Source organism: Telluria sp. ZB2R32 (assembly GCF_059685715.1).
Genome location: NZ_JCASIG010000004.1, coordinates 172,022 through 192,603, shown reverse-complemented (window position 1 = coordinate 192,603; position 20,582 = coordinate 172,022). Strand labels below are relative to the sequence as shown.

The window sequence follows — 20,582 nt, the reverse complement described above, 5'->3', positions numbered from 1 at the left end:
GACCCGTAGGGTGGGCGGATCCTCCGCCCACGCGTTCAACGAACTGTCGCGCAGCCACGCTGCATCAAGAAACGACCGGTGTCAGTCACCGACAAGCAAAGGATAAAAACGTGGGCAAAATCACCGGCTTCATGGAATTTCAACGCCAGGAAGAAGATCACCTGGACCCCGCCGCGCGCGTCAAGAACTACAAGGAATTCGTCGTCACCCTGACCGACGGCCAAGCCAAGGTGCAGGGCGCGCGCTGCATGGACTGCGGCATCCCGTTCTGTAACACGGGCTGCCCGGTGAACAACCAGATCCCCGACTGGAACGACCTGGTGTATCACAACAATTACCGCGCGGCGATCGAGAACCTGCACTCGACCAATAATTTCCCGGAAGTGACCGGCCGCATCTGCCCGGCGCCCTGCGAATCGGCCTGTACCCTCGGCATCAACGACGAGCCGGTCGGCATCAAGTCGATCGAGCGCAAAATCGCCGACACCGCCTTCGAACACGGCTATGTGGTGCCGCAGCCAGCCTCTATTAAAACCGGCAAGAAGGTGGCGGTGGTCGGTTCCGGTCCCGCCGGCCTGGCTGCAGCCCAGCAGCTGGCGCGCGCCGGCCACGCCGTGACGGTGTTCGAAAAGAGCGACCGCATCGGCGGCCTGCTGCGCTACGGCATTCCCGATTTTAAAATGGAAAAAGGGCTGATTGACCGCCGCATTGAACAAATGCAGGCCGAGGGCGTGGTCTTCCGCACCAGCGTCTTGATCGGCAAGGATTTCCCGGCCACGGTCAGCAACATGGCGCGCGACACGATCTTCCCGGAAGACCTGCAAGCCGAATTCGACGCGGTCGTCATGGCTGGCGGCGCCGAGCAGCCGCGCGATTTGCCGGTGCCGGGACGCGAACTGAAGGGCGTGCATTTCGCCATGGATTTCCTGCCCCAGCAAAACCGCGTGAACGCCGGCGATAAATTGAAGGACCAGATCAAGGCGACTGGTAAACACGTGGTCGTGATCGGTGGCGGCGATACCGGTTCCGACTGTGTCGGCACCTCGAACCGCCATGGCGCCACCACGGTGACCCAGTTCGAACTGATGCCGATGCCGCCGGAACACGAAAACAAGCCGCTGGTCTGGCCTTACTGGCCGACCAAGCTGCGCACTTCGTCCTCGCACGAAGAAGGCTGCGAGCGCGATTTCGCCGTGGCGACGAAACGTTTCGAAGGCAAGAACGGCAAACTGGAAAAGCTGATTGCCTGCCGCGTCGAGTGGAAGGACGGCAAGATGATCGAAGTGCCGGACAGCGAATTCGAAATGAAGGCCGATCTCGTGTTCCTGGCCATGGGTTTTGTCTCGCCGGTGCAGCAGGTGCTGGACGCGTTCGGCGTTGTCAAGGATGCGCGCGGGAATGCCCGCGCCACGACCGAGGGCGAGGCTTGCTATCAGACTTCGGTACCGAAAGTGTTCGTGGCGGGAGACATGCGCCGCGGCCAGTCGCTGGTGGTGTGGGCGATTCGCGAAGGGCGGCAGTGTGCGCGTTCGGTGGATGAGTTCCTGATGGGTTCATCGGTCCTGCCACGGTAGGGTGGGCCGGGCGGCGCTCCGCACTCGTGCCCACGCGGTAAAGCGCTTCGTGGTCGAATAATATTTTCGATATGCGAGTGTTGCACCGCGTGGGTTCGAGAACCCACCCTACAGTTCTACAAAATCAGAACTTGTGCTGCTGTAGAGAAATGTTAATAAGCATCAACAAATTACAACGTTGTCTTATATGCATATATCAACAAAAACAATGACTTGCGGAATGAAATAGCTGACTTTTAGGTTATTAGTGTTGTAGCCATACGTCGGAAGGGGGAGTGAAACGGGGGTGTCGCAAGCAGCCCTTGCCGTTTCTGCACTACAATACGAGATTCCCAAATCCGACTATCCCCCTGTGTCTAACCTTGTAGAAATACGTGATCTCGAGTTCGCTTATGGCGATCGCAAGATCCTGTCGAACCTGCGCATGGATTTCCCGCGCGGCAAGCTCATTGCCGTGATGGGTGGTTCCGGTTGCGGCAAGACCACGGTCCTGCGCCTGATCGGCGGCCAGATCCGTCCACAGCGCGGCGCCGTTCGGGTGGGCGGCGAAGTGGTGCATGAACTACGTACCGAGGGGCTGTATCGCCTGCGCCGGCGCATGGGCATGCTGTTCCAGTTTGGGGCCCTGTTTACCGATCTCACCATTTTCGACAACGTCGCTTTCCCGCTGCGCGAGCATACCGACTTGTCGGAAGAGCTGATCCGCGACTTGGTGCTGATGAAGTTGAACGCTGTCGGCCTGCGCAACGCTTCCAAACTGAAGCCGGGCGAGATTTCCGGCGGCATGGCGCGCCGCGTCGCCGTCGCGCGCGCGATCGCGCTCGACCCGGAACTGATCATGTACGACGAACCCTTTGCCGGCCTCGATCCGATCTCGATGGGTCTCACTGCGAACCTGATCCGCAACCTGAACGACGCGCTGGGATCCACCTCGATCCTGGTCTCGCACGATGTCAACGAAACCTTTGCCATCGCCGACTACGTCTACTTCATGTCGGCCGGCAAGATCGTTGCCGAAGGTACGCCGGCCGAGCTGCGCGTGTCGAAAGACCCGTACGTGAAACAGTTCGTGAATGCCGAACCGGACGGTCCGGTGCCCTTCCATTATCCAGGTAAGTCGCTGGCCGACGACCTGGGTCTGGGAGTGAAGCGATGATCCTGCGTTTCTTTGAAAGCGCCGGCGCCACCGTGCGCGAATCGATCGAAAGCCTCGGCTTTGCCACGCGCGCGTTTTTCAACCTGCTGCGTTTTTCGCCGGGCGCCTGGCGCCGTCCAAGCCTGATTTCCGAGCAGATTCATTTTATCGGTAACTATTCGCTCGTCATCACGATCGTTTCCGGCCTGTTCGTCGGCCTGGTGCTGGGCTTGCAGTTCTATGTGAATCTGATCCAGTTCGGCGCCGAGGAAAAGCTCGGTTCGCTTACGGCTTTATCTCTGATCCGTGAACTGGGTCCGGTCGTCACCGCCTTGCTGTTCGCCGGCCGCGCCGGTACCTCGCTCACCGCCGAAATCGGCCTGATGAAAGCCGGCGAGCAATTGTCGGCCATGGAAATGATGGCCGTGAATCCGGTGCAGCGCGTGCTGGCGCCCCGTTTCTGGGGTGGCGTGATCGCCATGCCGGTGCTGGCCGCCGTCTTCTCCGCCGTCGGCATCATCGGCAGCTACCTGGTCGCCGTCAAGATGCTGAGCCTGGACGAAGGCGCGTTCTGGTCGCAGATGCAGGCCGGTGTCGACGTCAACCGCGACGTGGTCAGCAGCGTCATCAAAAGTTTCGTGTTCGGCATTGCGGTCACCTTTACCGCCGTGTTCCAGGGTTACCACGTGAAACCGACCCCGGCCGACGTGGCGCGCGCCACCACGCGCACGGTCGTCATCGCCTCGCTGCTGGTGCTGGGGCTGGATTTCGTGATGACCGCCCTGATGTTTACGCAATAACTAAATTAATAATCAATAAATCGTTTCGTTTGGCCGCGCACATACGGCCGAGATACTAGGAATTACTATGCACCGTAAAATCATCGATGTCTGGGTTGGATTGTTTGTCCTGCTGGGCGCTGCCGCCGTGTTGTTCCTGGCGCTGCAGGCAGGGAACATGAGCTCGCTTTCGTTTGCCGAGACCTATACCGTCGTCGGCAAGTTCGACAACATTGGTGGATTGAAGCCACAGGCGCCGGTCAAGAGCGCCGGTGTCGTGGTCGGCCGGGTCGGCGACATTACATTCGACGATACAACCTTCCAGGCGATGGTCAGCCTCGATCTGGATCCGAACTACAAGTTTCCGAAAGATTCGTCGCTCAAGATTTTGACCGCGGGTCTGCTGGGCGAGCAATACATTGGCATCGAACCGGGCGGCGAGACCAAAAACCTCGTCGACGGCGATCGAATCAACCGTACGCAATCGGCCACCGTGCTGGAAGACCTGATCAATCAGTTCATCTACAGCAAGGCGGCCGAAGGAAAGGAAGGCAGCGAATGAACAGCAACAAAATGAAAGCCCTGCCGCGTCTGTCCAGCCTGGCACTGGCGATTGCCGCCTGCGCCGTTCTGGCCGGCTGTGCCACCCCGAGCAATCCGCAAGATCCGCTGGAAAAGTTTAATCGCGCAAGCTTCGCATTCAACGATACGGTCGACCGCGTGGCCTTGAAACCGGCGGCAACCGCCTATAAAAACGTGTTGCCGGGCTTTGTGCAGACGGGTGTAGGTAATTTCTTCGGGAATTTGTCGGACGTTTGGAGCTCCGCAAATAATTTCCTGCAAGGCAAGGGCGAAGCGGGCGCAACCGATTTCATGCGCGTTGCACTGAATTCGACCTTCGGCATTCTCGGCATCCTGGATATCGCTTCCGAAGCCGGCCTGCAAAAGCACAACGAAGATTTTGGACAAACGCTGGGATATTGGGGCGTTCCTTCGGGTCCCTTCTTGATGTTGCCGTTATTGGGCCCATCTACGATCCGTGACACCGCTGCCTTGCCGGCCGACCGCTGGGCCGATCCTTGGAAATACAAGGATCCGCACAACTGGCGCAACATCGGCACAGGCGTACGCGTGATCGACCAGCGCGCTTCCTTGCTGGAAGCATCGAACCTGTTCGAGGAAGCTGCACTCGACCGTTACGATTTCATCCGGGACGGTTACATGCAGCGCCGCCAGAGCCAGGTGTTCGACGGCGAGTCCCAACGATCCAACGATGCCGAGCAGGATGCGCCGGCGGCGAACACCCAGGTGGTGCCTTCACCGGCAGCCCCGGCCGCGCCATCGACCCCGTCGACCGACATGCAGCGGAAGTAATGATAGTAGGAAGCCGGCGCGCCGCATGACGCGGCGCGCGGCCCGACCTCCCGCAACCGACAGAAAAGAGAGCATATGAAACCAATCGCCCAACTCATCGCCACCGCCGCAACCCTGGTCTTTGCCACTAGCGTCATCGCCGCCCCGGCCCCGGCCACCAACGAGGCACCGGACGTGCTGGTCAAACGCATCAGCGCCGACGTCATCGATACCGTCAAGGCCGACAAGGACATCCAGGCCGGCAACCGCAACAAGATCATGGAACTGGTGAACTCCAAGATCCTGCCGTATGTCGACGCCGACAAGATGACGGCCCAGGCAGCCGGCCGCTTCTGGCGCCAGGCCACCCCGGAACAGCAAAAGCGCCTGTCGGAAGAATTCCGCACGTTGCTGGTCTACACTTACTCGGGCGCGCTGTCGCAGATCAAGAACGAAACCATCGAATTCAAGCCGATGCGTTCGCAGCCGACCGACACCGACGTCGAAGTGCGTTCGCAGGTGAACGTCTCGCGCGGCGAGCCGATCACCCTGAACTACCGCCTGGCCAAGGGCGACCAGGGCTGGAAGATCTACGACATCAACGTGCTGGGCGCGTGGCTGGTCGAGACCTATAAAGGCACGTTTGCCGCCGAGATCAACAAGTCCGGCATCGATGGCCTGATCACGAAGCTGGCCGACCGCAACAAGCAACTGGCGAACAAGCCGCTGAAGGCGCCAAAATAAACATGGCCGAAGCAAATCCGATGTTGTCGCTCGACGCCCTGACCTTCGAGACCGCGCAAGCGGCCCTGGAGCAGGGTGTCGCCGCGATCCAGGCCGGCGAGACCGTCTTCGACCTGGGCGGCGTGCGCGCCGCCGACTCGTCCGGCGTGGCCCTGCTGCTGGCCTGGCAACGTCGCGCCCGCGACGCCGGGCAACAGCTCACGTTTATCAATGTGCCGGGCAATATCGATGCCCTGACGCAGTTGTACGGGCTCGAGGACGTGCTGGCCCGGTCGTAATTCCCGGCTCGCCCATACGTGTGCCCGCGGCGTTTTTCCATGGAACGCGCCGTATCCCTTTTACCGCCGCCGATGACGCGGCGTTCTCGGCCTGCATGTCCGCCCTACGTACCCCGCAATTCCCTCCTCAATGCCGCCAGGCTCTTGTATTTGCGATTTCCCCTATAATGGGTCGTTTCCCCGCCCGGATTGCGCACGCCTGTGCCGCAGCCACTCCAAAGAACAATGACAGCGATCCAGATTAACAGCGTCGAGAAGAGCTACAAGGGTTTCAAGGCCTTGAAAGGCGTTTCCCTGACGATCGAACAAGGCGAGTTCTTCGGCCTGCTCGGCCCGAATGGCGCCGGCAAGACCACCCTGATCTCCACCATCGCCGGCCTGATCCGGCCCGACGTCGGTAGCGTGCAAATCCACGGCCACGACGTCGTCACCGATTTCCGCGAAGCGAGACGAAAACTCGGCGTGGTGCCGCAGGAATTGGTGTTCGATCCGTTTTTCACCGTGCGCGAAACGCTGCGTCTGCAGTCGGGCTATTTCGGCATCAAGAACAACGACAAGTGGATCGACGAGGTCATGGACAATCTCGACCTCACCAATAAAGCCGATGTCAACATGCGCGCCTTGTCGGGCGGCATGAAGCGGCGCGTGCTGGTCGCCCAGGCGCTGGTCCATAAACCGCCGGTCATCGTGTTGGACGAGCCGACCGCCGGTGTCGACGTCGAACTCCGCCAGACCCTGTGGAAATTCATCTCGCGCCTGAACCGCGAAGGCGGGCACACGGTCGTGCTGACCACCCATTACCTGGAAGAAGCGCAAGCCATGTGCCAGCGCGTGGCCATGCTCAAATCCGGGCAAGTGGTCGCGCTCGATACGATGAGCGCATTGCTGCGCCGGGTGTCGGGTTCGCAACTGATCGTGCACCTGAAAAGTGGCGCCTTGCCGGCCGACCTGCGCCACCTCGTGTCGCACGACGAACACGGGAATGGCAGTGGAAACAAATACAGCCTGCGCGTGAACGATTATTCGGAAGTCGAGCCGATCCTGTCGCGCCTGCGCGAATCGGGGGCGGTCATCGACGAGATGCAGCTGCAGCAGGCTGACCTCGAAGACATTTTTATCCAGATCATGGAAAAGGGCGCCCTGTGAGTGTCGTATCTGTGGGTTTTCGCACCCTGTTTTACAAAGAGATGCTGCGCTTCTGGAAAGTGGCGACGCAGACGATTGCCGCGCCGATCCTGACGGCCATGCTGTACTTGCTGATCTTCGGCCATGTGCTCGAAGGGCGGGTCGAAGTCTATCCGGGCGTGTCGTACACCGCCTTCCTGGTGCCGGGCCTGGTGATGATGAGCGTGCTGCAAAATGCCTTCGCCAATTCCTCGTCCTCGCTGATCCAGTCGAAAATCACCGGCAACCTGGTGTTCATTTTGCTGCCGCCGCTGTCGCACTGGGAAATCCTGCTGGCGTATGTGTCGGCATCGGTGGTGCGCGGCCTGGCGGTCGGCGCCGGCGTGTTTGCGATTACCGCCTGGTTCGCGCACCTGAGCTTTGCCGCGCCGCTGTGGATCATCGTGTTCGCCGTCATGGGCGCGGCCATTCTCGGCACGCTGGGCGTGATCGCCGGTATCTGGGCCGATAAATTCGACCAGCTGGCCGCGTTCCAGAATTTCCTGATCATGCCGGCCACGTTCCTGGCAGGCGTGTTCTATTCGATCCACTCCTTACCCGGCTTCTGGCAGGCGGTCTCGCATTTCAACCCGTTCTTTTATATGATTGACGGGTTCCGCCACGGCTTCTTCGGCCAGTCCGATATCTCGCCGTGGACCAGCCTTGCCATCGTGTGCGCCTTCTTCGCGGTGCTCGCGGCAGTGGCGATCAACCTGCTGCGCGGCGGTTATAAGTTACGCCACTGAGTCCGCCACTGAACCGTATAACATTTATCCAGGAATTATCGTGTCGACCACTCCAGAACTGATCCACAGCTACATCGAAAACGGCCTGCAATGCACCCATTTACAGGTCGAAGGCGATGGACGTCACTTCTCGGCCCTGATCGTCTCGCCTGCCTTTGCCGGCAAGCGTCCTATCCAGCGCCATCAGCTGGTGTATGCGGCGCTGGGCGACCGCATGCGCGAAGAAATCCATGCGCTGTCGATGAAGACGCTGACGCCCGAAGAATACGGAGGCTAAATGGACAAGCTTCAAATTGTCGGCGGCAAGCGCCTGAACGGCGAGATCGCGGTCTCCGGCGCCAAGAATGCGGCGCTGCCGATCCTGTGCGCCGGCCTGCTCACCAGCGGCGACGTCGAATTGTCGAACGTGCCGCGCCTGCACGACGTCAAGACCATCCTGAAACTGCTGGCCCAGACCGGTCTCACCGTGAACCAGGACGACGAAAACGTCACCCTGAACGGCGCCAACATCACCAGCCTGGAAGCGCCCTATGAACTGGTGAAAACCATGCGCGCCTCGATCCTGGTGCTGGGGCCGCTGCTGGCGCGCTTCGGCGAAGCCAAGGTCTCCTTGCCGGGCGGCTGCGCGATCGGTTCGCGTCCGGTCGACCAGCACATCAAGGGTTTACGGGCGATGGGCGCCGAGATCACGATCGAAGGCGGCTACATCTACGCGAAAGCGAAGAAGCTGAAAGGCGCGCGCATCCTGACCGACATGATCACGGTCACCGGCACCGAGAACTTGCTGATGGCCGCGACCCTGGCCGAAGGCGAGACCATCCTCGAAAACGCCGCGCGCGAGCCGGAAGTGACCGATCTGGCGAACCTGCTGGTCGCCATGGGCGCGAAAATCGAGGGCATCGGCACCGACCGCCTGGTGATCCAGGGCGTGAGCGAACTGCATGGCGCCAAGCACGCGGTGATCTCCGACCGCATCGAAGCGGCGACTTTTCTCTGCGCAGTGGCGGCCACTGGCGGCGACATCGTGCTGACCAACACCCGCACCGATATTTTTGACGTCGCACTCGATAAACTGCGCGAAGTCGGCCTGCAGATGGACGTGGGCACGGACACCATCCGCGCGCGCATGGATAGCCGCCCGCATCCGGTGTCGTTCCGCACCACCGAATACCCGGGCTTCCCGACCGACATGCAGGCCCAGTTCATGGCGGTGAACACCATCGCCGCCGGTCCGAGCCGCGTGACCGAGACGATTTTCGAGAACCGCTTCATGCACGTGCAAGAGATGAACCGCCTCGGCGCCTTCATCTCCACCGAGGGGAATACCGCATTTATAAAAGGCGTCGACCGCCTGGTCGGTGCGCCCGTGATGGCGACCGACCTGCGCGCCTCGGCCTCGCTGGTGATCGCCGCCATGGCGGCCGAGGGTACCACCCTGATCGACCGCATCTATCACCTCGACCGCGGCTACGACCGCATGGAAGTGAAACTGTCGCGCGTCGGCGCCGACATCGTGCGCATCAAGTAATCGAAGATAGTCAAACCATGAGCATCGCAACCCAATCGACGGACCAGGGCTTGATCCTGGCGCTGTCAAAAGGCCGGATTTTCGAAGACACGCTGCCGCTGCTGGAAGCGGCCGGCATCAGCGTCACCGAAAATCCGGAGACCTCCCGCAAACTGATCCTGGCGACCAACGATCCGGCTGTGCGCGTGCTGATCGTGCGCGCCAGCGACGTGCCGACCTACGTGCAGTACGGCGCGGCCGACTTCGGCGTGGCCGGCAAGGACGTACTGATGGAGCACGGCGGCGAGGGGCTGTATCAACCGGTCGACCTGAACATCGCCTGCTGCCGCATGTCGGTGGCGGTGAATGCCGGCTTCGATTACGAGACCGCGGTGCGCCAGGGTGCGCGCCTGCGCGTGGCGACCAAGTTCGTCGACACCGCGCGCCAGCACTTCGCGAATAAAGGCGTGCACGTCGACCTCATCAAACTGTACGGCTCGATGGAACTGGCGCCCTTGGTCGGGCTGTCGGACGCCATCGTCGACGTGGTCTCGACCGGCAACACGCTGCGTGCAAACAACCTGGTCGAAGTCGAGAAGATCATGGAGATCTCCTCGCGCCTGGTCGTGAACCAGGCGGCATTGAAGCTGAAACGCGAGCGCCTGCAACCCATCATCGAAGCGTTCGAGCGCGCTTCCAAACAATCACTGCAACAAGGCTGACCATGGCTGTACAGATCCGCAAACTCGACTCCACCCACGACGGTTTCAAGCAGGAGCTGCATACGCTGCTCGCCTTCGAGGCCGACACCGACGATGCGATCGAAGCGGCCGTCGGTAACATCCTGCGCGACGTAAAGGCACGCGGCGACGCCGCCGTGCTGGAATACACCAACCGTTTCGACCGCGTCAGTGCTTCCAGCATGGCTGCCTTCGACCTGGCGCAGGACGAACTGGACGCCGCGCTGGCTGGGCTGCCGCAGGCCCAGCGCGACGCATTGCAAACGGCCGCCGAACGCATCCGCGTTTTTCATGAGCGCCAGAAGCAGGAACTCAACGGTTTTACATATACCGAAGCGGATGGCACGCTCCTCGGCCAGCGCGTGACGCCGCTCGACCGCGTCGGCATCTACGTCCCCGGCGGCAAGGCGGCGTATCCCTCGTCGGTGCTGATGAATGCGATTCCCGCGCAGGTGGCCGGCGTCAAGGACATCGTGATGGTGGTGCCGACCCCGGACGGCGTCAAAAACCAGATGGTGCTGGCCGCCGCCGCGATTGCCGGCGTCACGCGCGTGATCACCATCGGCGGCGCCCAGGCCGTGGCCGCACTGGCCTACGGCACCGAGACCATCCCCGCGGTCGACAAGATCGTCGGTCCCGGCAACGCCTATGTCGCCGCCGCCAAGCGCCGCGTGTTCGGCACGGTCGGCATCGACATGATCGCCGGACCGTCCGAGATCCTGGTGCTGTGCGACGGCACGACCGACCCCGACTGGGTGGCGATGGACCTGTTCTCGCAGGCCGAACACGACGAACTGGCGCAGGCGATCATGCTGTGCCCGGACGCCGACTACATCGCGCAGGTCGAGGCCAGCATCCACAAGCTGCTGCCGACCATGCCGCGCGCGCAAACCATCACCACCTCGCTGGGCGACCGCGGCGCATTGATCAAAGTGCGCGACATGGCGGAAGCCTGCGCGATCGCCAACGACATCGCCGCCGAGCACCTGGAAATCTCGGCCGAACACCCGCAGCAGTGGGCCGAGCAAATCCGCCACGCCGGCGCCATGTTCCTGGGACGCTTTTCGTCGGAAGCGCTGGGAGATTACTGTTGTGGCCCGAACCACGTGCTGCCGACCTCGCGCACGGCGCGTTTTTCGTCGCCGCTGGGTGTCTACGATTTCCAGAAGCGTTCGTCGATCCTGCAGGTGAGCGAGGCGGGCGCCCAGACGCTCGGTAAAGTCGCGGCCGAACTGGCGTATGGCGAGGGACTGCAGGCGCACGCACGCAGCGCAGAACTGCGTCTGAAAACACAGTCATGACGGACTGGGTCAACCGGGTATTCTGCGAGGATGCGCTGGCGGGCCTGGCGCGCATCCCCGATGGTGCCGTTGACCTGATCCTGACCGACCCGCCCTACAACCTCGGCAAGGATTACGGCAACGGCTCCGACCAGCAAAGCGTCGAAGCCTATCTCGCCTGGACCGGGGAGTGGATCGACGCCGCGCTGCCGAAATTAAAACCCAATGGCAGCCTGTACATCTTCCTCACCTGGCGCTTCGCGCCGGAGATCTTCGTCATGCTGAAAAAGCGCATGACGATGATGAACGAGATCATCTGGGACCGGCGCGTGCCCTCGATGGGCGGCAGCGTGCGCAGTTTTAGCTCAGTACACGACACCATCGGCTTTTTCGTCAACCGCAAAGACTATTACTTCGATCTCGACGCGGTGCGCATTCCGTATGACGCGGCGACGAAAAAGGCGCGTTCGCGTTCGATTTTCGTCGGCGCCAAGTGGCTCGAGGTCGGCTACAACCCGAAAGACCTGTGGAGCGTGTCGCGCCTGCACCGCGAGCATCCGGAGCGCGCGGACCATCCTACCCAGAAGCCGTTGGAAATCATCGAACGCATGATCAAGGCGTCCTGCCCGCCCGGCGGCGTCGTGCTCGATCCCTTCATGGGCAGCGGCACCACGGCGATCGCCGCCCGCAATCTGCAGCGCCAGTACGCCGGATTTGAATTAAATCCTGATTACTGCGCCATCATCGAAGCGCGCCTGGCCGCGCCGGCACCGAGCCCCACCATCAAACAACGCAAGAGCATCGCGCGCGCCGCCAAGGCAGTCATCCGCGCCGCCAGTGCCACCACCGAGGAACAAGCATGAGTTCAATCGACAACCTGATCGCCAACGTCATCCGCGAAGACATCCGCGCCATCGGCGCCTACGTGGTGCCCGATGCGAGCGGCTACATCAAGCTCGATGCGATGGAAAACCCGTATGAACTGCCGCGTGCGTTGCGCGAGGAACTGGGCCAGCGCCTGGCCGACGCCGTACTGAACCGCTATCCGACCGGCACCTACGCCACGCTGAAGGAACAGGTGATCGGCAAGCTCGGCATCCCGGCCGGCTACGACGTCATGCTCGGCAACGGGTCGGACGAGCTGATCCAGATCGTCGCCACCACCGTCGCCAACCAGAAGCGGCGCGCCACCATCCTGGCGCCGGTGCCGGCCTTTGTCATGTATTCGCGCTCGGCCCAGTTCGCGGGCGCCGATTTCGTCGGCGTGCCCTTGACCAAGGACTTCTCGCTCGACATGGACGCCATGCTGAAAGCGATCGCCCTGCACCAGCCGGCCGTCGTGTTCCTGGCCTACCCGAACAACCCGACCGGCAACCTGTTCGCGACCGAGGACATCGAAGCGATCCTGCAGGCGCAGGGCGAGCATGGCCTGGTTGTCCTGGACGAAGCCTACCAGCCGTTCGCCCGTCAAACCTTCATGGACCGGCTCGGCGACTTCGAGAACCTGGTCGTGATGCGCACCGTGTCCAAGCTGGGCCTGGCCGGCATTCGCTTGGGCTACATGACGGCGGCGCCGCAGCTGCTGGCCGAGTTCGAGAAGGTGCGCCCGCCGTATAACGTCAACGTGCTGACCCAGGTGGCGGCCGAGTTCGTGCTCGACCACGTCGAGGTGCTCGACGCCCAAGCGGCCAGCATCAACGACGAGCGCGCCCGCCTGGCGGCCGAACTGGCGGCGCTGCCGGGGGTCGAAGTATTTCCATCGGCAGCGAATTTCATCTCGCTGCGGGTGCCGGATGCGGCCGCCGTTTGTGCAAAACTCTTCGAGGCGAAGGTCCTGATTAGAAATTTGAGTAAAATGCATGGATCGCTGGCCAATTGCATCCGTGTGACGGTCAGCACCCCGGAAGAAAATTCCGCATTCCTGAATGCCCTCAAGGCCGCGCTCGCGCAAGCGTAAGCCGCCTCGAACCGACGAGCACCTTTTCATGACCCGCACTGCAGACATCACCCGCAACACCAACGAAACGCAAATCCGCGTATCGCTCAATCTCGACGGCACCGGCCGCCAGAAACTGAACACCGGCGTGCCCTTCCTCGACCACATGCTCGACCAGATCGCGCGCCATGGCATGATCGACCTGGAAGTCGAGGCCGTGGGTGACCTGCACATTGATGCCCACCACACGGTCGAGGACACCGGCATCACGCTCGGCATGGCGATCGCCAAAGCGGTCGGCGACAAGAAGGGCATGACCCGCTATGGCCACTCCTACGTGCCGCTCGACGAAGCGCTGTCGCGCGTGGTCATCGATTTCTCCGGCCGGCCTGGCCTGGAGATGCACATCCCCTGGACGCGCGCCATGATCGGCACCTTCGACGTCGACCTCACCGGCGAGTTCTTCCGCGGCTTCGTGAACCACGCCGGCGTCACCCTGCACATCGATAACCTGCGCGGCGTGAATGCGCACCACCAGTGCGAGACAGTGTTCAAGGCGTTCGGACGCGCGCTACGCATGGCGACCACGCTCGACGAGCGCGCCGCCGGCATCATCCCTTCGACCAAAGGCAGCCTGTAATCATGGCCAACAAGATCGTGGTGATCGACGGCATGGGCAACCTGCGCTCGGTAGTGCAGGCGCTGCGCACGGCCGCGCCGGAAGCCGACATCCTGGTCTCGCACCAGCCGGACGACATCGACGCCGCCGACCGCATCGTGCTGCCGGGGCAGGGCGCGATGCGCGACTGCATGCGCAGCCTGCGCGAATCGGGCGGCCAGGACGCCCTGCTGCGGGCGATGAAGACGCGCCCGACCATGGGCGTCTGCGTCGGCGAACAGATGCTGTTCGACGAGAGCGAAGAGAACGACGGCACGCCCGGCCTGGGCCTGTTGCCGGGCAAGGTCGTACGGTTTCAATTGGATGGAAAATTGCAATCGGACGGCTCGCGCTTCAAGGTGCCGCAGATGGGCTGGAACCGCGTCCAGCAGACGCGCGCCCACCCGCTGTGGGACGGCGTCGCCGACGGCAGCTATTTTTATTTCGTGCACAGCTATTACGTCGCGCCCGAAGTCGCGGGCGACACCATCGGCGAAGCCGACTACGGTGGCGCCTACACCTGCGCCGTCGCGCGCGATAACATCGTCGCCACCCAGTTCCACCCCGAAAAAAGTGCAGCCGCCGGGCTGCGCCTGTACCGCAATTTCATCCACTGGAATCCGTAAATCCTTTACGCTCACTCCACCGTTCTTCCTACTTAACCGACAACGACCATGCTGCTGATCCCCGCCATCGACCTGAAAGACGGTCACTGCGTTCGCCTCCAACAGGGCGATATGGACCTCGCCACCGTCTTCTCCGAAGACCCCGCCGAAATGGCCCTGCATTGGCTGCAAAAAGGCGCGCGCCGCCTGCACCTGGTCGACCTGAACGGCGCCTTTGCCGGCAAGCCGAAGAACGAGCCGGCCATCAAGTCGATCCTGCAGGTGGTGCAGGAATTCGCCGAAGAAAACGGCATCGACGAGATCCCGGTCCAGCTGGGCGGCGGCATCCGCGACCTCGACACCATCGAGCGCTACCTCGACGACGGCATCACCTACATCATCGTCGGCACCGCCGCCGTGAAAAATCCCGGCTTCCTGCACGACGCCTGCGGCGCCTTCCCCGGCTCGATCATCGTCGGCCTGGATGCGAAAGACGGTAAAGTCGCCACCGACGGCTGGAGCAAGATGTCGGGCCACGAAGTAATCGACCTGGCGCAGAAATTCGAGGGCTACGGCGTCGAATCGATCATTTATACGGACATCGGCCGCGACGGCATGATGGGCGGTATCAACATCGAAGCGACCGTGCGCCTGGCGCAGGCGGTGCGCATCCCGATCATCGCTTCCGGCGGCCTGCACAACCTGGCCGACGTCGAGGCACTGTGCGCGGTGCAGGACGAAGGCATCGAGGGCGTCATTTGCGGCCGTTCGATCTACGAAGGCACGATCGACCTGGCCTCGGCCCAGGCGCGCGCCGACGAACTGACCGAGGGCGAACAGGCCTGAGCGGCCCGGTAAAACTATGCTGGCAAAACGCATCATCCCCTGCCTCGACGTGACCGGCGGGCGCGTCGTCAAGGGCGTCAATTTCACCGAACTGCGCGACGCCGGCGATCCGGTCGAAATCGCACGCCGCTACGACGGCCAGGGCGCCGACGAAATCACTTTTCTGGACATCACGGCGTCCTCCGACAACCGCGACCTGATCCTGCACATCATCGAAGCGGTCGCCTCGACCGTCTTCATTCCCCTGACCGTCGGCGGCGGCGTGCGCAAGGTCGAAGACGTGCGCCGCCTGCTGAATGCCGGCGCCGACAAGGTCAGCATGAACACCTCGGCCGTGCAGAACCCGCAACTGGTGTTCGACGCCGCCCAGAAGCACGGCTCGCAGTGCATCGTGGTCGCGATCGACGCCAAGCAGGTATCTCCCGGCAAGTGGGAAGTGTTTACCCATGGCGGCCGCAATCCCGCCGGCATGGACGCCGTCGAGTGGGCCATGCGGCTCGAACAGCTGGGCGCCGGCGAACTGCTGTTGACCAGCATGGACCGCGACGGTACCAAGTCCGGCTTCGACCTCGGCCTGACGCGCGCCGTGTCGGATGCGGTCGGCATCCCGGTGATCGCTTCGGGGGGTGTCGGCGGGCTGCAAGACCTGGCCGACGGCGTACTCGACGGCCATGCCGATGCGGTCCTCGCCGCTTCCATTTTCCACTACGGGCAGCACACGGTCGGCGAAGCCAAGCGCTTCATGGCCGAGCGTGGCATCCCGATGCGCCTGGAATGATCATGCCGCATTCGACGACAAGCGCCGCCAACGCGAAATGGCTGAAAAAAGTGCGCTGGGACGAAAACGGCCTGGTGCCGGTGATCGCCCAGGAAGCGTCCACCGGCGACATATTGATGTTCGCCTGGATGAACCGCGACGCCCTGGCGCGCACGGTGGAACTGGGCGAAGCCGTGTACTGGAGCCGCTCGCGCAAAAAGCTGTGGCACAAGGGAGAGGAATCGGGCCACACGCAAAAGGTGCTGGAAATGCGCCTCGATTGCGACGAAGACGTGGTGCTGCTCAAGATCGAACAGGCTGGCGGCATCGCTTGCCACACCGGGCGCCATTCCTGCTTCTTCCAGAAATTCGACGGTGAAGACTGGCAGGCGGTGGACCCGGTGCTGCAGGATCCGGAAACGATTTACACGAATACGAAGAAGACTCCATGAGCATGACCCTGGCGCGCGTGGCGCAAACGATCGAATCGCGCAAGCTGGAAAACGGCGGCGACCCGGCGACCTCGTATGTCGCCAAGCTGTTCGCCAAGGGCGACGACGCGATCCTGAAAAAAATCGGAGAGGAAGCGACCGAGACCGTGATGGCGGCGAAAGACGCGCGTGTCTCGGGCGACGCTTCGAAACTGGTGTACGAAGTGGCCGACCTGTGGTTCCATTCGATGGTGCTGCTGGCCAAATTCGACCTGACGCCGCAACAGGTGGTCGACGAACTGGCGCGGCGCGAAGGCTTGTCCGGCCTCGCCGAAAAAGCGTCGCGTCAAGAAGATTGATGGAACGCATGACGTCATTGCGGCGTCATTGTTTTCATATAAGATCGTTCGGATTGCCCGGCGTTTTTAATGGCCGCAGCAACGGAAACTGGAGACGAGATGGATAACTGCATTTTTTGCAAGATTGCTGCCAAGCAGATCCCGGCGCAAGTTGTGTATGAAGACGACGAGGTGCTGGCCTTCAAGGACATCAACCCGGCGGCACCCGTGCACCTGCTGGTGATCCCGAAGCAGCACGTCGACACCCTGTCCGACGTGACCGACGAACACACGGCCGTGCTCGGCAAGATGCTGGCGCTGGCGCCGAAGCTGGCCGCCGAACACGGCGTGGCGGTGACGCGCGGCGCCGACGGCAAGGCGGGCGGCGGCTTCAAAACCCTGATCAACAGCGGTCCGAATGGCGGGCAGGAAGTGTATCACCTGCACATGCACGTGTATGGCGGCGCGCGCCCGTGGCGCGGCCTGGGTACCTGACACTTTTACTAAGCTGCTACTAAGCGTCGGGAGCGCCTGCATCGCTTATACTGGCGCAGTATGTTTCAACTACGCTTCAATGATTGCGGGCGCATGCGCCCACTGAGGAGATCAAAATGGGTTCGATGAGCATTTGGCACTGGGTAATCGTGCTGGTCGTGGTGGTGCTGCTGTTCGGCACCAAGAAGCTGGGCAACGTCGGCTCCGACATCGGCAAGGCCGTCAAAGGTTTTAAAGATGGCGTGAAGGGCGAAGAGGACAAGACGACCACGACCACGACCACGACGCCGCCGCCGGTCCACCCGAGCCAGGTTGCGGACAAATCGACGATCGACGTCGAGACCCGCGAAAAGCACCGTTCGTAATCCGGTCGGCGCCGTATGATCGACCTGGGACTGTCGAAGATCGCCATCATCGGTGTGGTGGCGCTGATCGTGATCGGCCCTGAAAAGCTGCCGAAGGTGGCGCGCATGGCCGGCACCCTGTACGGTCGCGCCCAGCGCTACCTGCACGACGTCAAGTCCGAGGTCAGCCGCGAGATCCAGCTCGACGAGCTGCGCAACCTGCAAAAGGAAGTGGCCGACAGCGCCGCCGAATTCCAGTCGGACGTCGAGCACCACTTGTCGAGCAGCGTGCAGGAAGTCGAAGCCGCCTGGCGCGGCGACATCCAGCCGAGCGCGCCCGCGCCGATCGCCAGCATGGATAACCTCGAGCGCAAGGCGAAAGATTTCCGCCGCAAGAAGCTGGTGCGCAGTTCCGCCGTGCCGGCCTGGTACAAGCACCGCACCGGCAGCAAGACCCGGGTATTGTCGGGCGCCGCGCGCGTGCGCAAGTTCCGGCCCGGTACCAAATCCAATTCCTCATTCTTTTAAATGACAGACGAAGCGCCAGTCGAAGAAACCTTCATCTCCCACCTCGTCGAACTGCGCGACCGCCTGGTCAAGGCCATCATCGGCGTGGCGATCGTCTGCATCGGGCTGTTCGTCTGGCCGGGGCCGAAGGAAATCTATGACTTCCTCGCGATGCCGATGATCGCATCGCTGCCGCCGGGTGCGCAAATGATCGCCACCGGCGTCGTCGCGCCCTTCCTGGTGCCGATGAAGGTGACCCTGATGGTGGCGCTGATCGTGGCGCTGCCGTGGGTGTTCTACCAGATGTGGGCCTTCGTCGCGCCTGGCCTGTACGCCCACGAAAAACGCCTGGTGCTGCCGCTGGTGATCTCGTCCTCGCTGCTGTTCATCGGCGGCGTCGCGTTCTGCTATTTCTTCGTGTTCGGGCGCGTCTTCCACTTCATTGCCGCCTTCGCGCCATCCTCGATCGCGGTCATGCCCGACATCGAAAACTACCTCGATTTCGTGATGTCGATGTGCCTCGCCTTTGGCGCCACCTTCGAGGTGCCGGTGGTGGTCGTGATCCTGGTGCGCATGGGGATCGTCAGCATCGAAAAATTGAAATCGATCCGCCCCTACCTGATCGTCGGCGCCTTCGTCATCGCCGCCATCGTCACGCCCCCGGACGTGGTCAGCCAGCTGGCGCTGGCCATTCCGATGTGCCTGCTGTTCGAACTGGGTTTGCTGGTCGCGCCGATGTTCGTCAAGATGACGCAGGCGCCGGAAGAGCCGGCGTAAGGACCTGCTTCACGCGCGAATATGTTCCAGCAGGGCGTGTTCGCGGCCTTCGGCCACCAGTTGCGCCGGCGTCTTGCCCTCGAACGCCACCAGCGGCGTCTCCATCCAGTTGCTGGCGGCATCGTCGCTGCCCAGCACGCGCCGTGCCTCGTGCATGAGCGCGTAATACGACTGCGCCTTGCGCGATTGCTGGTCGAAGCGTTCGCGCAGCGCGGTGAGTGAATCAGGGGTGAGTGGGGCGTCCTGGGTCATGGTAAATCCGTTGCAAAGGTCAAAAGGATGATGGGTTGTGCGGCGCAGGCACGGTCAGCGCTGCCGCCACTTCGCGCAATGGTGCGGCCAGTTTTGCATCGAGGCCCGGCACCGATGTGGCCAGCGCGTCGATCCCGAGCGCGAGTTCATGCGCGCGTTCGGCCAGCAGCGCCGCGCCGGCGCCCGCCTGCGGTAGGGCCAGTCCGCTGCGCGGCAAATGGAAATTCATCCCCGCGTGCGGGGTCGGCGCGGCGCCTGCCGGCAGGGTCGTCAGCAGCACGGCGAGCGCGTTCAGCACATGCATCAGGCCGACGGCGCCGTCGATCTCCCCACGCCGCGCCGCCGTGCCCTGGGCGGTACCGGTGCCGCTCGCCAGCAGGCGCAGCATGAGGCCGTAAGTGGCGTTCGCCAGGTCGAGCACGCGCGCGCTGTCGCGGGCGTTGACGTGGCAGCCCGCTGCGGCGCCGATCGGCGCGAACATCAGCGGGTCGGCGGCAACGGGGCGGTGCGGCACGAAGCCGGGATCGGCGCGCAGGAAAGCGTCGTATTCGCCTGCCATTGCCACGAAGCGCGTATAGTGCGATTCCTCGCTGTCGTGGCGGCCGCCCTCTCCCTGTTCGACGATCACGTCGATCGCCTGCAGTGCGCTCTTCAGATCGGTGACCGTGGCCAGGCCGGGCAGGGCCATGATGGCCGGTCCCAGTTGCGCCTCGGCGCCGCCCACGAACAGGGCGCGCTCGCCCAGGCGCTCGGCCAGATGGCGAAACCCCTGGCCGATGCCGCGGTACAGGTGGCCGACCGTGTCGTAGTCTTCCGCCGTGGGCGTGAGCCGGGTCGCGTACGGGCGGCGTTCATAGGCGACGGCCGATTCGAAGCCGCGCGCCTGCGCCATCTCCATGCCCTCGGGGCGTTCCAGGTAGACGAAGTGGGCGAGGGTGTCGCGGTTCAGGGGCGCCAGGCGCACCACCAGGCTGGCCGGGTGATATCCCGCCGGCACCGGAAAATTCTGGCGCCGGAAGTGCGGCGGCGAGCCGATGCTCATCAGGAGGTTGTTGACGGTGGCCAGGTGCGCCATCTCTTCCATGGCGACGCTGCGGATCTCCTTGCGCCAGCGTGCAATTGCTTCGAGCTGGGCCGGCGTCACGCCTTCGTCCACGGATTGCTTCAGGCTCCAGCCGGCGTACAGGTAGGTGCACATCAGGCCGTGTTCGATCTCGGCCGCTTCGGTCAGCAGATAAATCAGCTGTTCGCGGTCGTTGACGCGTACTTCGTGCTGGTCGGTTGGCGTAGGGAGGTTCATGCGGTCACTATACCGGAAGCGGGGTGTGCGGCTGCG

27 protein-coding genes are annotated in these 20,582 nt (G+C 62.6%); 25 read left to right on the top strand and 2 right to left on the bottom strand.

What is annotated here, in order from left to right; all coding sequences use genetic code 11:
• Positions 1 to 110 precede the first annotated feature (110 nt).
• The 25 genes from AC56LG_RS13300 (at position 111) to tatC (ending at position 18,994) form a co-directional block, all read left to right on the top strand.
• Positions 111 to 1,574: a glutamate synthase subunit beta gene (locus tag AC56LG_RS13300; protein ID WP_497166556.1), complete on the top strand. Its 1,464-nt coding sequence runs from the start codon at positions 111 to 113 to the stop codon at positions 1,572 to 1,574.
• Positions 1,575 to 1,926: 352 nt separating this feature from the next.
• Positions 1,927 to 2,730, top strand: coding sequence for an ABC transporter ATP-binding protein (locus AC56LG_RS13295; RefSeq protein WP_497166555.1), 804 nt, complete (start codon positions 1,927 to 1,929; stop codon positions 2,728 to 2,730).
• Positions 2,727 to 3,509, top strand: coding sequence for a lipid asymmetry maintenance ABC transporter permease subunit MlaE (mlaE, locus tag AC56LG_RS13290; protein WP_497166554.1), 783 nt, complete (start codon positions 2,727 to 2,729; stop codon positions 3,507 to 3,509). Before AC56LG_RS13295 ends, mlaE begins: the two co-directional genes overlap by 4 nt.
• 67 nt (positions 3,510 to 3,576) lie before the next feature.
• Positions 3,577 to 4,050, top strand: a complete 474-nt coding sequence (gene mlaD, locus AC56LG_RS13285; RefSeq protein ID WP_497166553.1) for an outer membrane lipid asymmetry maintenance protein MlaD — start codon at positions 3,577 to 3,579, stop codon at positions 4,048 to 4,050.
• An 11-nt stretch (positions 4,051 to 4,061) separates the two neighbouring features.
• The gene (locus tag AC56LG_RS13280; RefSeq protein ID WP_497166552.1) at positions 4,062 to 4,862 is read left to right on the top strand and encodes an MlaA family lipoprotein; all 801 of its coding nucleotides are present in this window, start codon (positions 4,062 to 4,064) and stop codon (positions 4,860 to 4,862) included.
• Positions 4,863 to 4,937: 75 nt separating this feature from the next.
• On the top strand, positions 4,938 to 5,585 hold the full coding sequence (locus AC56LG_RS13275) for an MlaC/ttg2D family ABC transporter substrate-binding protein (RefSeq protein WP_497166551.1): 648 nt from the start codon (positions 4,938 to 4,940) through the stop codon (positions 5,583 to 5,585).
• A 2-nt stretch (positions 5,586 to 5,587) separates the two neighbouring features.
• Positions 5,588 to 5,863, top strand: a complete 276-nt coding sequence (locus AC56LG_RS13270) for an STAS domain-containing protein (protein WP_497166550.1) — start codon at positions 5,588 to 5,590, stop codon at positions 5,861 to 5,863.
• A gap of 225 nt (positions 5,864 to 6,088) precedes the next feature.
• Positions 6,089 to 7,009: an ABC transporter ATP-binding protein gene (locus tag AC56LG_RS13265; protein WP_497166549.1), complete on the top strand. Its 921-nt coding sequence runs from the start codon at positions 6,089 to 6,091 to the stop codon at positions 7,007 to 7,009.
• Entirely contained in the window at positions 7,006 to 7,773 is a 768-nt protein-coding gene (locus AC56LG_RS13260; RefSeq protein ID WP_497166548.1) for an ABC transporter permease, read from the top strand. The genes AC56LG_RS13265 and AC56LG_RS13260 overlap by 4 nt, the downstream gene beginning before the upstream one ends.
• 40 nt (positions 7,774 to 7,813) lie before the next feature.
• On the top strand, positions 7,814 to 8,050 hold the full coding sequence (locus tag AC56LG_RS13255) for a BolA family protein (protein ID WP_056341013.1): 237 nt from the start codon (positions 7,814 to 7,816) through the stop codon (positions 8,048 to 8,050).
• The gene (gene murA / locus AC56LG_RS13250) at positions 8,051 to 9,301 is read left to right on the top strand and encodes a UDP-N-acetylglucosamine 1-carboxyvinyltransferase (protein ID WP_497166547.1); all 1,251 of its coding nucleotides are present in this window, start codon (positions 8,051 to 8,053) and stop codon (positions 9,299 to 9,301) included.
• A gap of 17 nt (positions 9,302 to 9,318) precedes the next feature.
• A complete protein-coding gene (gene hisG / locus AC56LG_RS13245) occupies positions 9,319 to 10,002 on the top strand; it encodes an ATP phosphoribosyltransferase (protein WP_497166546.1) in 684 nt (227 codons plus the stop codon).
• Positions 10,003 to 10,004: 2 nt separating this feature from the next.
• The gene (gene hisD, locus AC56LG_RS13240) at positions 10,005 to 11,321 is read left to right on the top strand and encodes a histidinol dehydrogenase (RefSeq protein ID WP_497166545.1); all 1,317 of its coding nucleotides are present in this window, start codon (positions 10,005 to 10,007) and stop codon (positions 11,319 to 11,321) included.
• On the top strand, positions 11,318 to 12,163 hold the full coding sequence (locus tag AC56LG_RS13235) for a DNA-methyltransferase (protein WP_497166544.1): 846 nt from the start codon (positions 11,318 to 11,320) through the stop codon (positions 12,161 to 12,163). Before hisD ends, AC56LG_RS13235 begins: the two co-directional genes overlap by 4 nt.
• On the top strand, positions 12,160 to 13,257 hold the full coding sequence (gene hisC, locus AC56LG_RS13230; RefSeq protein ID WP_497166543.1) for a histidinol-phosphate transaminase: 1,098 nt from the start codon (positions 12,160 to 12,162) through the stop codon (positions 13,255 to 13,257). The genes AC56LG_RS13235 and hisC overlap by 4 nt, the downstream gene beginning before the upstream one ends.
• A 28-nt stretch (positions 13,258 to 13,285) precedes the next feature.
• Positions 13,286 to 13,876 carry an imidazoleglycerol-phosphate dehydratase HisB gene (gene hisB, locus AC56LG_RS13225; protein ID WP_305822221.1) on the top strand — a complete coding sequence of 197 codons (591 nt, stop codon included), beginning with the start codon at positions 13,286 to 13,288 and terminating at the stop codon, positions 13,874 to 13,876.
• Positions 13,877 to 13,878: 2 nt separating this feature from the next.
• Entirely contained in the window at positions 13,879 to 14,520 is a 642-nt protein-coding gene (gene hisH / locus AC56LG_RS13220) for an imidazole glycerol phosphate synthase subunit HisH (protein WP_497166542.1), read from the top strand.
• 48 nt (positions 14,521 to 14,568) lie between these two features.
• A complete protein-coding gene (gene hisA, locus AC56LG_RS13215; RefSeq protein WP_192055704.1) occupies positions 14,569 to 15,345 on the top strand; it encodes a 1-(5-phosphoribosyl)-5-[(5-phosphoribosylamino)methylideneamino]imidazole-4-carboxamide isomerase in 777 nt (258 codons plus the stop codon).
• A gap of 16 nt (positions 15,346 to 15,361) precedes the next feature.
• Positions 15,362 to 16,123, top strand: coding sequence for an imidazole glycerol phosphate synthase subunit HisF (gene hisF / locus AC56LG_RS13210; protein ID WP_497166541.1), 762 nt, complete (start codon positions 15,362 to 15,364; stop codon positions 16,121 to 16,123).
• Positions 16,124 to 16,125: 2 nt separating this feature from the next.
• Positions 16,126 to 16,554: a phosphoribosyl-AMP cyclohydrolase gene (gene hisI, locus AC56LG_RS13205; RefSeq protein ID WP_497166540.1), complete on the top strand. Its 429-nt coding sequence runs from the start codon at positions 16,126 to 16,128 to the stop codon at positions 16,552 to 16,554.
• Complete coding sequence (locus AC56LG_RS13200; RefSeq protein WP_497166539.1) at positions 16,551 to 16,892, top strand: phosphoribosyl-ATP diphosphatase; 342 nt, start codon at positions 16,551 to 16,553, stop codon at positions 16,890 to 16,892. The genes hisI and AC56LG_RS13200 overlap by 4 nt, the downstream gene beginning before the upstream one ends.
• A 99-nt stretch (positions 16,893 to 16,991) precedes the next feature.
• Positions 16,992 to 17,366 carry a histidine triad nucleotide-binding protein gene (locus AC56LG_RS13195; RefSeq protein ID WP_497166538.1) on the top strand — a complete coding sequence of 125 codons (375 nt, stop codon included), beginning with the start codon at positions 16,992 to 16,994 and terminating at the stop codon, positions 17,364 to 17,366.
• A 116-nt stretch (positions 17,367 to 17,482) separates the two neighbouring features.
• A complete protein-coding gene (gene tatA / locus AC56LG_RS13190; protein WP_497166537.1) occupies positions 17,483 to 17,731 on the top strand; it encodes a Sec-independent protein translocase subunit TatA in 249 nt (82 codons plus the stop codon).
• A 15-nt stretch (positions 17,732 to 17,746) separates the two neighbouring features.
• Complete coding sequence (tatB, locus tag AC56LG_RS13185) at positions 17,747 to 18,238, top strand: Sec-independent protein translocase protein TatB (RefSeq protein WP_192055719.1); 492 nt, start codon at positions 17,747 to 17,749, stop codon at positions 18,236 to 18,238.
• Positions 18,239 to 18,994, top strand: coding sequence for a twin-arginine translocase subunit TatC (tatC, locus tag AC56LG_RS13180; protein ID WP_497166536.1), 756 nt, complete (start codon positions 18,239 to 18,241; stop codon positions 18,992 to 18,994). It begins immediately after the preceding gene.
• 9 nt (positions 18,995 to 19,003) lie between these two features.
• On the opposite strand, the gene AC56LG_RS13175 is transcribed toward tatC, so the two are convergent.
• Together AC56LG_RS13175 and AC56LG_RS13170 are read right to left on the bottom strand one after the other, a co-directional pair.
• The gene (locus tag AC56LG_RS13175; protein ID WP_497166535.1) at positions 19,004 to 19,246 is read right to left on the bottom strand and encodes an MbcA/ParS/Xre antitoxin family protein; all 243 of its coding nucleotides are present in this window, start codon (positions 19,244 to 19,246) and stop codon (positions 19,004 to 19,006) included.
• A 19-nt stretch (positions 19,247 to 19,265) separates the two neighbouring features.
• The gene (locus AC56LG_RS13170) at positions 19,266 to 20,546 is read right to left on the bottom strand and encodes a ferritin-like domain-containing protein (protein ID WP_497166534.1); all 1,281 of its coding nucleotides are present in this window, start codon (positions 20,544 to 20,546) and stop codon (positions 19,266 to 19,268) included.
• Positions 20,547 to 20,582: the final 36 nt, after the last annotated feature.

Coding starts and splice junctions, on each gene's coding strand:
- mlaE (WP_497166554.1), top strand. CDS start 2,727: ATGATCCTGCGTTTCTTTGAAAGCGCCGGCGCCACCGTGCGCGAATCG.
- mlaD (WP_497166553.1), top strand. CDS start 3,577: ATGCACCGTAAAATCATCGATGTCTGGGTTGGATTGTTTGTCCTGCTG.
- AC56LG_RS13280 (WP_497166552.1), top strand. CDS start 4,062: ATGAAAGCCCTGCCGCGTCTGTCCAGCCTGGCACTGGCGATTGCCGCC.
- AC56LG_RS13275 (WP_497166551.1), top strand. CDS start 4,938: ATGAAACCAATCGCCCAACTCATCGCCACCGCCGCAACCCTGGTCTTT.
- AC56LG_RS13270 (WP_497166550.1), top strand. CDS start 5,588: ATGGCCGAAGCAAATCCGATGTTGTCGCTCGACGCCCTGACCTTCGAG.
- AC56LG_RS13265 (WP_497166549.1), top strand. CDS start 6,089: ATGACAGCGATCCAGATTAACAGCGTCGAGAAGAGCTACAAGGGTTTC.
- murA (WP_497166547.1), top strand. CDS start 8,051: ATGGACAAGCTTCAAATTGTCGGCGGCAAGCGCCTGAACGGCGAGATC.
- hisG (WP_497166546.1), top strand. CDS start 9,319: ATGAGCATCGCAACCCAATCGACGGACCAGGGCTTGATCCTGGCGCTG.
- hisD (WP_497166545.1), top strand. CDS start 10,005: ATGGCTGTACAGATCCGCAAACTCGACTCCACCCACGACGGTTTCAAG.
- AC56LG_RS13235 (WP_497166544.1), top strand. CDS start 11,318: ATGACGGACTGGGTCAACCGGGTATTCTGCGAGGATGCGCTGGCGGGC.
- hisC (WP_497166543.1), top strand. CDS start 12,160: ATGAGTTCAATCGACAACCTGATCGCCAACGTCATCCGCGAAGACATC.
- hisB (WP_305822221.1), top strand. CDS start 13,286: ATGACCCGCACTGCAGACATCACCCGCAACACCAACGAAACGCAAATC.
- hisH (WP_497166542.1), top strand. CDS start 13,879: ATGGCCAACAAGATCGTGGTGATCGACGGCATGGGCAACCTGCGCTCG.
- hisA (WP_192055704.1), top strand. CDS start 14,569: ATGCTGCTGATCCCCGCCATCGACCTGAAAGACGGTCACTGCGTTCGC.
- hisF (WP_497166541.1), top strand. CDS start 15,362: ATGCTGGCAAAACGCATCATCCCCTGCCTCGACGTGACCGGCGGGCGC.
- hisI (WP_497166540.1), top strand. CDS start 16,126: ATGCCGCATTCGACGACAAGCGCCGCCAACGCGAAATGGCTGAAAAAA.
- AC56LG_RS13200 (WP_497166539.1), top strand. CDS start 16,551: ATGAGCATGACCCTGGCGCGCGTGGCGCAAACGATCGAATCGCGCAAG.
- AC56LG_RS13195 (WP_497166538.1), top strand. CDS start 16,992: ATGGATAACTGCATTTTTTGCAAGATTGCTGCCAAGCAGATCCCGGCG.
- tatA (WP_497166537.1), top strand. CDS start 17,483: ATGGGTTCGATGAGCATTTGGCACTGGGTAATCGTGCTGGTCGTGGTG.
- tatB (WP_192055719.1), top strand. CDS start 17,747: ATGATCGACCTGGGACTGTCGAAGATCGCCATCATCGGTGTGGTGGCG.
- tatC (WP_497166536.1), top strand. CDS start 18,239: ATGACAGACGAAGCGCCAGTCGAAGAAACCTTCATCTCCCACCTCGTC.
- AC56LG_RS13175 (WP_497166535.1), bottom strand. CDS start 19,246: ATGACCCAGGACGCCCCACTCACCCCTGATTCACTCACCGCGCTGCGC.
- AC56LG_RS13170 (WP_497166534.1), bottom strand. CDS start 20,546: ATGAACCTCCCTACGCCAACCGACCAGCACGAAGTACGCGTCAACGAC.